Source organism: Serratia sp. NPDC087055 (assembly GCF_044900985.1).
GTDB lineage: Bacteria > Pseudomonadota > Gammaproteobacteria > Enterobacterales > Enterobacteriaceae > Serratia.
Map to the genome: position 1 here is coordinate 1,975,858 of NZ_JBJDOG010000001.1, position 14,581 is coordinate 1,990,438.

Consider the following 14,581-nt stretch of genomic DNA (forward strand, 5'->3'; position numbering starts at 1 on the left):
CTACCGTATCGGGGCGGTTAACAAACCGCCCCCCGTCATTACTCGCCTTTAGCCGCTTTGAAAGCTTCAGCCATAGCGTTAGAGAAGTTGCTTTCTTCCTGTTTGTTGTTAACAGTAGCGATTGCATCTTTCTCGTCAGCTTCGTCCTTAGCACGTACGGACAGGCTTACTACGCGGTTCTTACGGTCAACGCCGGTGAATTTAGCTTCAACGTCGTCACCCACATTCAGAACCAGAGTTGCATCTTCAATGCGGTCGCGAGAGGCTTCAGAAGCACGCAGGTAACCTTCTACGCCGCCTGCTAATTCAACTGTAGCACCTTTGGCGTCAACTGCAGTGACTTTACCAGTAACAATAGTACCTTTCTTGTTCATAGACAGGTAGTTATTGAACGGGTCTTCAGCCAGTTGCTTCACGCCCAGGGAGATACGCTCGCGCTCTGCGTCAACTTGCAGAACAACCGCTGCGATTTCGTCGCCTTTCTTGTATTCACGTACTGCTTCTTCGCCTGCAACGTTCCAGGAGATGTCAGACAGGTGAACCAGGCCGTCGATGCCGCCGTCCAGGCCGATGAAGATACCGAAGTCAGTGATAGACTTGATTTTACCTTCAACGCGGTCGCCCTTGTTGTGGGTTTCTGCAAACTGCTGCCATGGGTTGTTTTTGCACTGCTTCAGACCCAGGGAGATACGACGACGTTCTTCATCGATGTCCAGAACCATAACTTCCACTACATCGCCCACGTTAACAACTTTGGACGGATGGATGTTTTTGTTGGTCCAATCCATTTCAGAAACGTGTACCAGACCTTCAACGCCTTCTTCGATTTCTACGAAGCAGCCGTAATCAGTCAGGTTGGTTACACGACCAGTCAGCTTGGTGCCTTCTGGGTAACGTTTCGCGATAGCAACCCATGGATCTTCGCCCAGTTGCTTCAGGCCCAGGGATACACGAGTACGCTCGCGGTCGAACTTCAGCACTTTAACAGTGATTTCGTCGCCAACATTGACGATTTCGCTCGGATGCTTAACGCGTTTCCAAGCCATATCAGTGATGTGCAGCAGGCCATCAACGCCGCCCAGATCAACGAATGCACCGTAGTCAGTCAGGTTCTTAACGATACCTTTAACTTCCATGCCTTCCTGCAGGTTTTCCAGCAGTTGATCACGTTCTGCGCTGTTCTCTGATTCGATAACCGCACGGCGAGAAACTACAACGTTGTTGCGTTTCTGGTCCAGCTTGATGACTTTGAACTCAAGCTCTTTGCCTTCCAGGTGCAGAGTGTCACGTACTGGACGCACGTCTACCAGGGAGCCTGGCAGGAACGCACGAATACCGTTCAGCTCTACAGTGAAGCCACCCTTAACTTTGCCGTTGATAACACCGACGACAGTTTCAGCTTCTTCGTAAGCTTTTTCCAGCGTGATCCAAGCTTCGTGACGCTTAGCTTTCTCACGGGACAGCAGAGTTTCACCGAAGCCATCTTCAACAGCGTCCAGCGCAACATCAACTTCGTCGCCTACCTGGATTTCCAGCTCGCCCTGTGCGTTTTTGAATTGCTCAGCCGGGATGGCAGACTCAGATTTCAGACCGGCGTCAACCAGTACTACGTCTTTGTCGATAGCAACTACAACGCCACGAACGATGGAACCCGGACGGGTTTCGATTGTTTTCAGGGATTCTTCAAAGAGTTGAGCGAAAGATTCAGTCATGTTTAATCTTCAGGGTTCTATAGTTTAACGTCCATTTAGCATCCCGCCGAATGGGGTTGTTTCACATACCCCGCCATTGGCTCCATGCCGACAGGGTTTAGGTTACAGGGGTAAAATTTTACCCGATATAGTTCGATACTACCATGACAAATATGACAAAAAGCCAATAACGCCGCCGCGCTTACTGCTGCGGCAACGCTAAAACTTCATGTGCATAAGTCAGCGCACGCTGGATGACTTCGTCGATCGACATACTGGTTGAATCCAGCACGAGGGCGTCAGAAGCCGGCACCAGAGGCGCGATAGGCCGATTACGGTCGCGGTCATCCCGTTCCTTTATCTCGGCTAAAAGACGTTCAAAGTTAACATTAAAGCCCTTTTCCTGCAACTGTAGCATGCGGCGGTGCGCACGCTCCTCAGAGCTGGCGTCCAGGAAAATCTTGACTGGCGCATCAGGGAACACCACGGTGCCCATGTCACGACCATCGGCAATCAGGCCCGGGAACTCACGGAAAGCCCGCTGACGACGTAATAACGCTTCACGTACACGCGGGAAAGCAGCGGCCTGCGAAGCGGTATTACCGACAGTTTCAGTGCGAATTTCATTGCTGACATCCTCACCTTCCAAAATAACCTGCAGTTTGCCGTCCTGGGCAATAAAACGAACATCGAGATGTGCGGCCAGTGGAACCAGCGCCTCCTCAGACGTGATATCGACCTGATGATGCAGCGCCGCTAACGCCAGCACGCGATAAATCGCGCCGGAATCAAGCAAACGCCAACCAAGGGACTCGGCCAACGCTTTACACAACGTGCCTTTGCCTGCGCCACTTGGTCCATCAACGGTTATCACCGGAGCTGTAGCCGTCATTTCTCTCTCCTTCAGGTAGAAAACCTCGCAGGGACATAACCTGCCATCAGCACAATGCGAAAGCATAATTAAACGCGTCCCTGCCGTCCGCCCAGTCGGGCAGTCAGTCACGGTGGCGCATTATACGCTGCCAAGCGGCGAACTGTTACCCTGGAACTGTCTGGTTGTTGAAAATAAGCGTATGACCGCGCAAAAGTATAGCGGACGCACCAGGCAACGAGGATTAAAAAACGACAAAGGCCCAATGAAGGGCCTTAAAAGAAAGCATCTGACTGCGGTTAGGCTAATTGACTGATGCGCGCCAGCTGTTCGAAATAATCCGGGAACGTTTTCGCGGTGCATTTCGGATCCAGAATGGTGACTGGCGTATCCGATAGGGCCACCAATGAGAAACACATAGCCATACGGTGATCATTGTAGGTACCGATATCGGCAAACGTCAGCTTAGCTGGCGGTACCACGTGAATGTAATCTTCCCCTTCATCCACTTCGGCACCCACTTTACGCAGCTCTGTCGCCATTGCTGCCAAACGGTCGGTCTCTTTCACTCGCCAGTTATAGATATTACGGATAGTCGTCGGGCCTTTGGCAAATAAAGCCGCAGTTGCGATGGTCATCGCTGCATCCGGGATATGATTCATATCCATGTCGATACCCTGCAGTTCACCGCGGGTACATTCAATATAGTCATCCCCCCAGGTAATACGCGCGCCCATTTTCTCCAGCACGTCGGCAAACTTGGTGTCCCCTTGCACGCTTTTTTTGCCAATGCCCGTTACGCGCACGGTTCCGCCCTTAATTGCCGCCGCCGCCAGGAAGTAGGAAGCAGAAGAGGCATCACCTTCCACCAGATAGTCGCCGGGTGAACGGTAGTTTTGGCGGCCAGTAATGTGGAATACGCGATAGTTGTCGTGGCTGACCTCAACACCGAAAGTACGCATCAGGTGCAGCGTGATATCAATGTAAGGCTTGGAAACCAACTCACCTTTGATATGGATGTGGGTATCTTGTTCAGCCAGTGGCGCTGTCATCAGCAATGCGGTCAAGAACTGGCTGGATACGCTGCCGTCCACGGTCACATCGCCACCGTGGAAACCGCCGCGCAGACGCAATGGGGGATAATCCGTTTGCTCTAAATAATCAATCTGTGCGCCGCCCTGGCGCAGGGCATCAACCAGATGACCGATTGGGCGTTCTTTCATGCGTGGTTCGCCGGTCAGCACCACATCATTGTTGCCCAGGCACAGTGCCGCCGCCAATGGGCGCATTGCCGTACCCGCATTGCCAAGGAAGAGTTCAAGCGGCTGGCTGGCCACCAGCGGGCCGGCAACACCCTCAACTTTACAGGTGGTGCGATTGTCAGACAGCTGATAGCTCACGCCCAGCGCCTGTAGCGCATTCAACATATGGCGCACGTCGTCGCTGTCCAGCAAGTTGGTCAACGTCGTCGTCCCCTCAGCCAGTGCAGCCAGCAGCAGAGCACGATTGGATACGCTCTTGGAGCCGGGTAAGTTGACGGTGCCATTGACCAGGGCGACCGGTTGTAACGTCAGGGAATCCACCATGTGAACAAAAATCTCCAAAATCTGATAAACGAAACGGCCCCGGGAATAATGCCGGAGCCGCTTTAACGCAAAAGGACAACAGCGAAGGCTACCCGCTCATAGCAGGCAACCGAGCTTAACCGTGACGACGTTCGAAGTCAGCCATAAAGTCGGTTAATGTCTGCACGCCGGCCAGCGGCATTGCATTGTAAATGGAAGCACGCATACCGCCAACCACTCGGTGCCCTTTCAGCGCCTGCAGACCAATGGCCTCAGCTTCACTGAGGAACACTTTATCCAACGCAGAGTCAGCCAACTGGAACGGCACGTTCATCCAGGAACGGTTGGCGAGAGCCACGCGACTGCGGTAGAAATCGGAGTTATCAATGGTTGCATACAGCAACTCGGCTTTGGCCTGGTTGCGTTTGTGCATTTCCACCAAACCGCCCTGCTCTTTTAGCCATTTGAACACCAAGCCAGACAGGTACCAGGCAAAGGTCGGCGGAGTATTAAACATGGAGTCGTTCTCGGCCAGCACGGTGTAGTCGAGAATCGATGGTACTTCACGGCGCGCCTTACCCAGTAGATCTTCACGCACGATCACCAGCGTCAGGCCTGCTGGGCCGATATTTTTTTGCGCGCCGGCGTAAATCACGCCAAAACGGCTAACGTCCAGTGGACCAGATAAAATGGTGGATGAGTAATCACCGATCACCACTTTATCAGCACCGAAGTCAGGAACCTCATCGATCGCCACGCCGTCGATGGTTTCATTCGGGCAATAGTGCACGTAGGCCGCATCGTCGCTTAACTGCCACTCTTTCATCGGTTTGATGCCGAGCAGGCCGTCAACAGACGTTTTTACGTCAATGGTGTTTGGTGTGCAGTATTTTTGCGCTTCGGTAATGGCACTGTGAGCCCAGTAGCCACCGTCAATATAATCGGCAGTGGTTTTATCACCCAACAGGTTCATCGGCAGCGCGGCAAATTGCGCACGGGCACCGCCGTGGCAGAACAGCACTTTATAGTTGGAGGGGATTTTCAGCAGATCGCGCAGGTCCTGCTCGGACTGCTGGGCAACTTCGATAAACTCTTTGCTGCGATGGCTGATTTCCATCACGGAGGTGCCAAGACCATGCCAGTTGCACAATTCCTGTTCCGCACGACGCAATACTTCAACCGGCAGCATGGCCGGACCAGAGCTAAAATTATAAACCTGAGTCATTTCCCCTCACCACATTCACTATTCGCCAATGATACTGGCCTACCGAAATACGCCCGAACTATCCCATCGGTTTTATCACTCGCGCCCCCCGCCTGCAATGGTTATTCGCCCGACGCGGGGAAACCCTCCCCCTCGGCAATAACAGGCTCTGCCAAATGACCGGCGTTTTCTGCAATAAAACGCTGCGACAGTGGCTAATTCAGTGGGTTAACGCGGTTTTTTATGCTGTATTCAGCCGACATAGCTAGGGGGCACACAGGCCCCCGAATGAAGAAAATGCATTCAACTCAATATTGATTGAACATCTGCTGGATCTGTTTTGGGTCTTTCGTCTGCGTCAGTGCCAATTGCAGCAGGATCCGCGCCTTCTGCGGGTTCAACGTGCCAGCGGCGACAAAGCCAAGCTTGGTGTCATCCACTTCGGCGTCTTCCGTCGTGGAGCCCGTAGGCACTCTCGAAGAACGTACCACCGCAACACCGTTATGTGCAGCCGTTGCCAACGTGTCGAACACCGTCTTGTACAGGTTACCGTTACCCACCCCCGCGCTGACGATCCCCTGATAGCCTTCAGCAATCAACGCCTTGGCGGGTGCATCAGAAGCATTGGCGTAATTATAGATAATGCCGACTTTAGGCAGAGTGGTCAGGCTGGACACGTCAAACGGGGTTTCTGTCGTGTGCTTACGCTGCGGTGAACGCTGGTAGTCGACCTTGCCGTTATGGATATAGCCAAGCGGACCATAGTTAGGTGACTGGAAAGTCTGTACCGAAGTGGTATTGGTTTTGGTCACATCGCGGGCATCCAGCACGCTGTCGTTCATCGCTACCAGAACCCCACGTTTAGCAGATTGCGGATCTGCCGCTGTGACTACTGCGTTATACAAATTGAACGGGCCGTCGGCACTCATTGCCGTTGCAGGGCGCATTGCGCCAACAATCACGACGGGCTTATCGCATTTGACGGTCAGATCCAGAAAATAGGCGGTTTCTTCCAGCGTGTCTGTGCCATGAGTAATGACAAAACCATCGGTCTTGGCACAGTCGGCGTTGATTTTCTTCGCCAGCGTCAACCACACCTCATCATTCATGTCCTGTGAACCGATGTTCACTACCTGCTCCCCCTGTACATTGGCGAGGTTTTTCAGCTCCGGTACGGCATTCACCAAAGCATCCACACCCAGCTTACCCGCCGTGTAATTCGATTTGGTGGCAGAGTCGCCACCGCCGGCAATGGTACCGCCGGTCGCCAGCAGGGTGATATTTGGCAATGCCAGCGCAGAACCGCTTGCGCCTGCCAACAGTAGCGCCACAACACTGAGTTTCACTGATTTCATTGGGTTTCTCCATGATAGATAACCCGCTGAATTATGGTCTTTATCCACAAAAAAACTGTGACTTTGCCATCGCTTTAGGAATACATGGAGCTTGAGCGCAAAACCCCGTATCATTGCGCGTTTTTAGTACGCTCAAAAAGTGAAGACAATGACGCAAACTTTTATCCCTGGCAAAGACGCTGCGCTGGAAGACTCTATCGCCCGTTTCCAACAAAAATTAAGCGATCTGGGTTTTAACATCGAAGAAGCCTCATGGCTGAACCCGGTTCCACACGTATGGTCCGTTCACATCCGCGATCGTGATTGCCCGTTGTGCTTCACCAACGGTAAAGGCGCCAGCAAAAAAGCGGCGTTGGCTTCGGCTTTGGGCGAATACTTTGAACGCCTCTCTACCAATTACTTCTTCGCCGACTTCTACCTGGGCAAACAGATTGCCGAAGGCGATTTCGTGCATTACCCGAACGAGAAATGGTTCCCGATCCCAGCCGATGACTCGCTGCCAGCCGGCATTCTCGACGAGCGCCTGCATGCGTTCTATAACCCGGATCAAGATGTTAACGCCAGCGATCTGATCGATCTGCAATCTGGCAACGGCGATCGCGGCATCTGTGCGCTGCCTTTCGCACGTCAATCAGATCAGCAAACCGTTTATATCCCGATGAACATCATCGGTAACCTGTACGTGTCCAATGGCATGTCAGCCGGCAACACCGCTAACGAAGCCCGGGTACAGGGCTTGTCTGAAGTGTTCGAACGCTATGTGAAAAACCGCATTATTGCCGAATCCATCAGCCTGCCGGAGATCCCGGCCGAGGTCCTGAACCGCTATCCGGGCGTGGTGGAAGCCATTGCCAAGCTGGAAGAAGAAGGATTCCCGATCCTGTCTTATGATGCCTCTCTGGGCGGTAACTACCCGGTAATTTGCGTCGTGCTGTTCAACCCAGCTAACGGTACCTGTTTTGCGTCATTCGGTGCCCACCCTGATTTTGGCGTGGCACTTGAACGTACCGTCACGGAACTGCTGCAAGGCCGCAGCCTGAAAGATCTGGACGTGTTCACCGCGCCAACCTTCGACGACGAAGAAGTGGCAGAACACACCAATCTGGAAACCCACTTTATCGATTCCAGCGGTTTAATCTCTTGGGACATGTTCAAACAGGATGCAGATTATCCGTTTGTCGACTGGAGCTTCAGCGGCAGCACGCAGGAAGAGTTCTCAACCCTGATGAGTATCTTCGACAAAGAAGGTGCTGAAGTGTACATCGCGGACTACGAGCACCTGGATGTTTACGCCTGCCGTATCATCGTGCCAGGCATGTCCGACATCTATCCTGCGGAAGACCTTCTGCTGGCCAACAACAGCATGGGTGCACACCTGCGCGATACCCTACTGGCACTGCCAGGCAGTGAGTGGGAGCCACAGGAATACCTGGCGCTGATTGAACGCCTGGACGATGAAGGTTTGGACGACTTCACGCGCGTGCGTGAGTTGCTTGGGATTGCCTCTGGTAAAGATAACGCCTGGTATACCCTGCGCGTTGGCGAGCTGAAGTCAATGCTGGCTCTGGCGGGCGGCGACATGGACCAGGCACTGATTTGGGCCGAGTGGACGCAGGATTTCAACGCTTCTGTATTGAGCCCGGAACGCAGCAACTACTACCGTTGCCTGCAAACCTTGCTGCTACTGACGCAAGAACCTGACCGCGATCCTGCACAGTATTACACGGCCTTCGTGAAGATGTATGGTCAGGAGGCGGTAGATGCTGCCTCAGCAGCTATCAGCGGCGAAGAGCGCTTTAACGGTCTGTTCGCTGTCGACAGCGATTTGAAAGCCTTACCTGCTCATCAGGCGCTGTTGGCGGCCTACGAAAAACTGCAGAACGCCAAACGCCGTTATTGGGCTCAGGCATAATCTCAGTTTCTGCGCGCCGGCACTCCCTTGCCGGCGCGACACAAAACCGCGTTCTTTCCCACTCTATCGATGCCCTTTCAAAAAAGAGTAAAACCTTATTTTGACGGTTAAATAGCCGGCTTTTCCTTTTATTTTTTTCAACCCATTACGCACTTATCGGCAAACAAGATAAATAAAACGGCAATTGTTACGCGTCGGTGAAATAATAATTAACCGATAATTAAACCTTCGCCGTCATAAAGTGACAAAACGCATGAAAATTTAACCTCAACGGTGCTGTTCCAGCCTAGAATTCAAAATTTTTTATAAACATTAAAAAAATGTTTTTTGTTTAAAATCAATTATATAACCAAATAAACCCTGCGAATTATCCGGTTTTTGACCGCTTTAGTTTCTCGCCTTATGATCCAAATCAATTTTTACCCTATACTGCTTTGCTAGTATCTCATTGCGTTGTTTTAACCCTTAAAAGCGAGAGTTAGTGTGAAAGCTGACAACCCCTTCGATCTGATATTACCTGCAGCAACAGCGAAAATCGCTGAGGATGCAGGTGTGTATAAAGCCACCAAACATCCGCTGAAAACATTTTATTTGGCGATCACTGCCGGTGTCTTTATTTCTATCGCATTCGTATTTTATATCACTGCGACTACCGGCACTGCCGGTGTGCCTTTCGGCTTGGCAAAACTGGTCGGCGGCATCTGTTTCTCTCTGGGGTTAATGCTGGTGGTGGTTTCAGGCGCAGACCTGTTCACGTCCACCGTGCTGATTGTTATCGCCAAGGCCAGCGGCCGCATCAACTGGTACCAACTGGGTGCAAATTGGCTGAACGTCTATATCGGTAACCTGATTGGCGCACTGTTCTTTGTCGCACTCATCTGGTTCTCTGGCGAACACATGGTCGCCAATGGTCAATGGGGCCTGAACGTCCTGCAAACCGCCGATCACAAGCTGCATCACACCTTTGTTGAAGCCGTTTGCCTGGGCATACTGGCTAACCTGATGGTCTGCCTGGCGGTGTGGATGAGCTACTCCGGCCGCAGCCTGATGGACAAAATGTTCGCCATGATCCTGCCGGTGGGTATGTTTGTCGCCAGCGGCTTCGAACACAGCATCGCAAACATGTTTATGATCCCTATGGGTATCGTGGTTAAAAACTTCGCCACGCCAGAGTTCTGGCAAGCCGTAGGGGCAACACCCGAGCAATTCGCTCATCTGACCGTAAGCAACTTTATCATCGACAATCTGATCCCTGTCACCATAGGCAACATCATTGGCGGCGGCTTACTGGTTGGGTTGACTTACTGGGTAATTTATCTGCGCGGTGGTGAACAACAGCACTAAGCTGTTAGTTACCGCGCGCCGAGTTAGAAATCCACAATTAAAGGTAGGTGTATAATGACCGAACTTAACGAGAAGTTAGCCAAAGCTTGGGAAGGTTTCAGCAAAGGTGACTGGCAGAATGAAGTCAACGTGCGTGACTTCATCCAGAAAAACTACACTCCTTACGAGGGTGATGAATCCTTCCTGGCTGGCGCAACTCAGGCCACCTCCACCTTGTGGGAAAAGGTTATGGAAGGGATCAAACTGGAAAACCGCACCCATGCGCCAGTTGATTTCGACACCAATGTTGCAGCGACAATCACTTCCCACGACGCTGGCTACATCGCGAAAGAACTGGAAACCATCGTAGGTTTGCAGACTGACGCCCCTCTGAAACGCGCGCTGATCCCATTTGGCGGCATCAAAATGGTGGAAGGTTCTTGTAAGGTTTATGGCCGCGAACTGGACCCACAGCTGAAAAAAGTCTTTACCGAATACCGTAAAACCCATAATCAGGGTGTGTTCGACGTTTACACCAAAGACATTCTGAACTGCCGTAAATCTGGCGTTCTGACCGGTCTGCCAGATGCTTACGGCCGTGGCCGTATCATCGGTGACTATCGCCGCGTAGCGCTGTACGGCATCGATTTCCTGATGGCCGACAAGCTGAACCAGTTCAAGTCACTGCAGGCTAAACTGGAAAACGGCGAAGATCTGGAAATGACCATCCAGTTGCGTGAAGAAATTGCTGAACAGCACCGCGCTCTGGGCCAGATTAAAGAAATGGCTGCTAAATATGGCTACGATATCTCAGGCCCTGCGACCAACGCACAAGAAGCCGTACAGTGGACCTACTTCGGCTACCTGGCCGCAGTAAAATCCCAGAACGGTGCCGCAATGTCCTTCGGCCGTGTGTCGACCTTCCTTGACGTGTTCATCCAACGCGACATCGACGCGGGCAAACTGAACGAAGAACAAGCGCAAGAGCTGATTGACCATCTGGTGATGAAACTGCGTATGGTGCGTTTCCTGCGTACCCCTGAATATGATGAACTGTTCTCTGGCGACCCAATCTGGGCGACCGAATCCTTGGCAGGTATGGGCGTTGACGGCCGTACTCTGGTAACCAAGAACAGCTTCCGCTTCCTGAACACCCTGTACACCATGGGGCCGTCTCCGGAACCGAACATGACCATCCTGTGGTCTGAAAAGCTGCCACTGAACTTCAAAAAATACGCGGCGAAAGTGTCTATCGACACCTCTTCCGTACAGTATGAAAATGACGACCTGATGCGTCCTGACTTCAACAACGATGACTATGCCATCGCCTGTTGCGTTAGCCCGATGATCGTCGGCAAACAAATGCAGTTCTTCGGCGCACGTGCCAACCTGGCGAAAACCATGTTGTACGCGATCAACGGCGGCGTTGATGAAAAACTGAAAATGCAGGTAGGCCCGAAAGAAGCACCAATGATGGATACCGTGCTGGACTATGACAAAGTCATGGAACGCATGGACCACTTTATGGATTGGCTGGCCAAGCAGTACGTGACCGCGCTGAACATCATTCACTACATGCACGACAAGTACAGCTATGAAGCTGCACTGATGGCGCTGCATGACCGTGACGTTTATCGCACCATGGCCTGTGGCATCGCCGGTCTGTCGGTTGCAGCTGACTCCCTGTCTGCTATCAAGTACGCTAAAGTCTCTACCATCCGTGACGAAGACGGCCTGGCCGTAGACTTCAAAATTGAAGGTGAATACCCGCAGTTCGGTAACAACGATGCCCGCGTTGATGACATCGCTTGTGACCTGGTGGAACGTTTCATGAAGAAAATTCAGAAACTGCGCACCTACCGTAATGCAGTAGCGACTCAGTCAGTACTGACCATCACGTCTAACGTGGTTTACGGCAAGAAAACCGGTAACACCCCAGATGGTCGCCGCGCTGGCGCTCCATTCGGTCCAGGTGCTAACCCAATGCACGGCCGTGACCAAAAAGGTGCCGTAGCCTCCTTGACCTCCGTAGCCAAACTGCCGTTTGCCTATGCGAAGGACGGGATCTCCTACACCTTCTCCATCGTGCCAAACGCGCTGGGCAAAGACGACGATGTACGTAAAGCTAACCTGGCAGGTCTGATGGACGGTTACTTCCATCACGAAGCGTCTATTGAAGGCGGCCAGCACCTGAACGTTAACGTGATGAACCGTGAAATGCTGCTGGATGCAATGGAAAACCCTGAGAAGTATCCTCAGCTGACCATTCGCGTATCCGGTTATGCCGTTCGCTTCAACTCGCTGACCAAAGAACAACAGCAAGACGTAATTACCCGTACTTTCACACAGTCGATGTAATTGCCCCATCCGGGCGGGGTTTCCCGCTCGGTGGTTAAGCTGAAACCCGGGGCCGGATCTTTCCGGCCTTTTTAGCAAATACCTTTCCCTGACTCAGCATGAGTCTGTTTTGCCAGATAGCTATACTCAATGGATATCCGGCAAAACAGTTATCCGGCATAAGAACCGGCCAACAGGAATCGTTCCACCCCAGTCGTCGGGCCCTGCCCGCTTGCTGCATCGCTGATCCCTGGCTGGCGGTTATGAGCCTATTTTTAGACTGCGTTTGACAGTCAATATTGGAGAAAACCCCGCAATGTCAGTGACAGGTCGCATCCACTCCTTCGAATCCTGTGGCACCGTAGACGGTCCAGGGATCCGCTTTATCGTTTTCTTCCAGGGCTGCCTGATGCGCTGCCTGTATTGCCATAACCGCGACACCTGGGATACCCACGGCGGAAAAGAAGTGACAGTGGAAGAGCTGATGAAAGATGCCGTCTCTTACCGCCACTTTATGAACGCCTCCGGCGGCGGCGTCACGGCTTCCGGCGGTGAGGCCATTCTACAAGCCGAGTTCGTCCGCGACTGGTTCCGTGCCTGCCATAAAGAAGGGATCAATACCTGTCTGGACACCAACGGTTTTGTACGTCGTTATGATCCGGTGATTGACGAACTGCTGGATGCTACCGATCTGGTGATGTTGGATCTCAAACAAATGAACGACGACATTCACCAAAATCTGGTAGGCGTTTCCAACCACCGCACGCTGGAATTCGCCCGCTATCTGGCGAAGCGTAATCAACGCACCTGGATCCGCTATGTGGTCGTGCCGGGCTGGTCAGATGATGATAAGTCTTCACATCTGCTGGGTGAATTCACCAAAGACATGACGAATATTGAGAAAATTGAGCTTCTGCCTTACCACGAACTGGGCAAGCACAAGTGGGTTGCAATGGGTGAAGAGTACAAGCTGGATGGCGTCCATCCGCCAAAAGCGGAAACCATGGAGCGCGTGAAAGGCATTCTTGAAAGCTACGGCCATAAAGTCATTTACTGATCCGCTTTCACTCGAAAAAAACCGGCGTACTCGCCGGTTTTTTTGTCCTCAGGCAGCGGCGAACGGCGTGTGATGACGATCCGGCTTTTGCTTTCTCAACAGCATCACCAGGTACACCAACGCCACGGCGGCAATCATCACGAACAACACCCGATCAGAATAGTTCTGCATTAGCAGTGCCGTCATGGAGGGCCCCAACAGGCTGCCGATGGTGTAGCTCATCAACAAGGCCTGATTCATCGCGACCAACTCATGCGGCATCGCTTTCTCACATGCCCAGGACATGGCCACCGGATACAGAGTGAACCCAGCACAGCCGAGGATGAACAATGCCGGTGCCATGGCATAGTTACCCAACATCGCCATACTCGCGAGGATCACAACAAACACCTGGATACGCAGGACCAGCAGACGGCCATAGCGATCGGCCAACCGACCGACCGGCCATTGACCGACGATGCCGGAACTGACCAGCAATGCCATCCAATAGCCGACATTCGCGTCGCTCATGCCCTGATGAGATAAATACAACGGCATCAAACCGTACAACGAACCAAGTACAATACCGGAAATAATGCACCCATTGATGCCCAGCCGCGCACTACGGCGTTTCAACATCGGCCATACCGCTGCCTGCTGCGGTTCGTCATGTTGGCTGTTCACTCTGGCAAACAACATCGGCAACATGGCGCTGATCACAATCGCAACCACCCACGGTACCACGTTCAGCAATTCCGTCGACACCATACTCAAGAGCAATTGGCCTACCACCGTACCCAGGTAATAAACCATCATATAGGCCGCCAGCAGTTGGCCACGGTTGGACAGATTACCGCTGCGCAACAGTGCACTTTCCACAATCACCCAAATCCAGGCGCAGCCGACACCCGCGAAGAAACGCCAGCCCATCCAGCTCCAGAAATCGAGAGATAATGCCATACCGGCAGTCGCCACAGCGAACACCACACAGGCAAGATGATAACTGCGAGTAAAACCAATGCGCTGGATCAGTTTACCCGCAATCAATGTGCCAACCAGGTTGCCGGTAAAATAAGAGGAACTCACCATTCCCACCTGCCAGGTTGACAATTGAGCATGAGTTAACCAAAGAGGAACTAACGTATTCAAAACGGCAATAGAAACCGTAAGCAACAACAGACCACAGAGCAGCAGGAGCACTGGGCGAGAATATGCGGACATAGTGAGATTGAAACCGAACGCGCAATGAGAGTGCGCGCATCATGACACTGGCGATAAAAAAGTCAA

The 14,581-nt window shown here is 52.4% G+C and carries 10 protein-coding genes; 4 read left to right on the top strand and 6 right to left on the bottom strand.

Translation table 11 applies throughout. The annotated features are described in order from the left end of the window. Nucleotides 1-38: 38 nt before the first annotated feature. The 5 genes from rpsA to ansB form a co-directional block, all read right to left on the bottom strand. Nucleotides 39-1,712: a 30S ribosomal protein S1 gene (rpsA, locus tag ACI2J2_RS09450; protein WP_020826130.1), complete on the bottom strand. Its 1,674-nt coding sequence runs from the start codon at nt 1,710-1,712 to the stop codon at nt 39-41. Nucleotides 1,713-1,893: 181 nt separating this feature from the next. After that, complete coding sequence (cmk, locus tag ACI2J2_RS09455; RefSeq protein ID WP_209632565.1) at nt 1,894-2,583, bottom strand: (d)CMP kinase; 690 nt, start codon at nt 2,581-2,583, stop codon at nt 1,894-1,896. A 278-nt stretch (nt 2,584-2,861) separates the two neighbouring features. Next, complete coding sequence (aroA, locus tag ACI2J2_RS09460) at nt 2,862-4,148, bottom strand: 3-phosphoshikimate 1-carboxyvinyltransferase (RefSeq protein ID WP_404759943.1); 1,287 nt, start codon at nt 4,146-4,148, stop codon at nt 2,862-2,864. A 115-nt stretch (nt 4,149-4,263) separates the two neighbouring features. After that, a complete protein-coding gene (serC, locus tag ACI2J2_RS09465; protein ID WP_209632563.1) occupies nt 4,264-5,352 on the bottom strand; it encodes a 3-phosphoserine/phosphohydroxythreonine transaminase in 1,089 nt (362 codons plus the stop codon). A 287-nt stretch (nt 5,353-5,639) separates the two neighbouring features. Next, nucleotides 5,640-6,686 carry an L-asparaginase 2 gene (ansB, locus tag ACI2J2_RS09470; RefSeq protein ID WP_404759944.1) on the bottom strand — a complete coding sequence of 349 codons (1,047 nt, stop codon included), beginning with the start codon at nt 6,684-6,686 and terminating at the stop codon, nt 5,640-5,642. Nucleotides 6,687-6,834: 148 nt separating this feature from the next. Here ansB and ycaO point away from each other — a divergent pair, with 148 nt between their 5' ends. The 4 genes from ycaO to pflA all read left to right on the top strand — a co-directional run bounded on the left by ycaO (nt 6,835) and on the right by pflA (nt 13,315). Continuing rightward, nucleotides 6,835-8,598 carry a 30S ribosomal protein S12 methylthiotransferase accessory factor YcaO gene (gene ycaO / locus ACI2J2_RS09475; RefSeq protein ID WP_404759945.1) on the top strand — a complete coding sequence of 588 codons (1,764 nt, stop codon included), beginning with the start codon at nt 6,835-6,837 and terminating at the stop codon, nt 8,596-8,598. Between the two features lie 483 nt (nt 8,599-9,081). Then, nucleotides 9,082-9,942, top strand: coding sequence for a formate transporter FocA (focA, locus tag ACI2J2_RS09480; protein WP_209632560.1), 861 nt, complete (start codon nt 9,082-9,084; stop codon nt 9,940-9,942). Nucleotides 9,943-9,996: 54 nt separating this feature from the next. Beyond that, on the top strand, nt 9,997-12,279 hold the full coding sequence (pflB, locus tag ACI2J2_RS09485) for a formate C-acetyltransferase (protein WP_209632559.1): 2,283 nt from the start codon (nt 9,997-9,999) through the stop codon (nt 12,277-12,279). Between the two features lie 295 nt (nt 12,280-12,574). Continuing rightward, complete coding sequence (gene pflA, locus ACI2J2_RS09490) at nt 12,575-13,315, top strand: pyruvate formate lyase 1-activating protein (protein ID WP_209632558.1); 741 nt, start codon at nt 12,575-12,577, stop codon at nt 13,313-13,315. A 48-nt stretch (nt 13,316-13,363) separates the two neighbouring features. Here pflA and ACI2J2_RS09495 read toward each other — a convergent pair whose 3' ends face one another. After that, nucleotides 13,364-14,515 (bottom strand): MFS transporter, encoded by a 1,152-nt coding sequence (locus ACI2J2_RS09495; RefSeq protein WP_209632557.1) that lies wholly within the window; start codon nt 14,513-14,515, stop codon nt 13,364-13,366. Nucleotides 14,516-14,581: the final 66 nt, after the last annotated feature.

Coding starts and splice junctions, on each gene's coding strand:
- rpsA (WP_020826130.1), bottom strand. CDS start 1,712: ATGACTGAATCTTTCGCTCAACTCTTTGAAGAATCCCTGAAAACAATC.
- cmk (WP_209632565.1), bottom strand. CDS start 2,583: ATGACGGCTACAGCTCCGGTGATAACCGTTGATGGACCAAGTGGCGCA.
- aroA (WP_404759943.1), bottom strand. CDS start 4,148: ATGGTGGATTCCCTGACGTTACAACCGGTCGCCCTGGTCAATGGCACC.
- serC (WP_209632563.1), bottom strand. CDS start 5,352: ATGACTCAGGTTTATAATTTTAGCTCTGGTCCGGCCATGCTGCCGGTT.
- ansB (WP_404759944.1), bottom strand. CDS start 6,686: ATGAAATCAGTGAAACTCAGTGTTGTGGCGCTACTGTTGGCAGGCGCA.
- ycaO (WP_404759945.1), top strand. CDS start 6,835: ATGACGCAAACTTTTATCCCTGGCAAAGACGCTGCGCTGGAAGACTCT.
- pflB (WP_209632559.1), top strand. CDS start 9,997: ATGACCGAACTTAACGAGAAGTTAGCCAAAGCTTGGGAAGGTTTCAGC.
- pflA (WP_209632558.1), top strand. CDS start 12,575: ATGTCAGTGACAGGTCGCATCCACTCCTTCGAATCCTGTGGCACCGTA.
- ACI2J2_RS09495 (WP_209632557.1), bottom strand. CDS start 14,515: ATGTCCGCATATTCTCGCCCAGTGCTCCTGCTGCTCTGTGGTCTGTTG.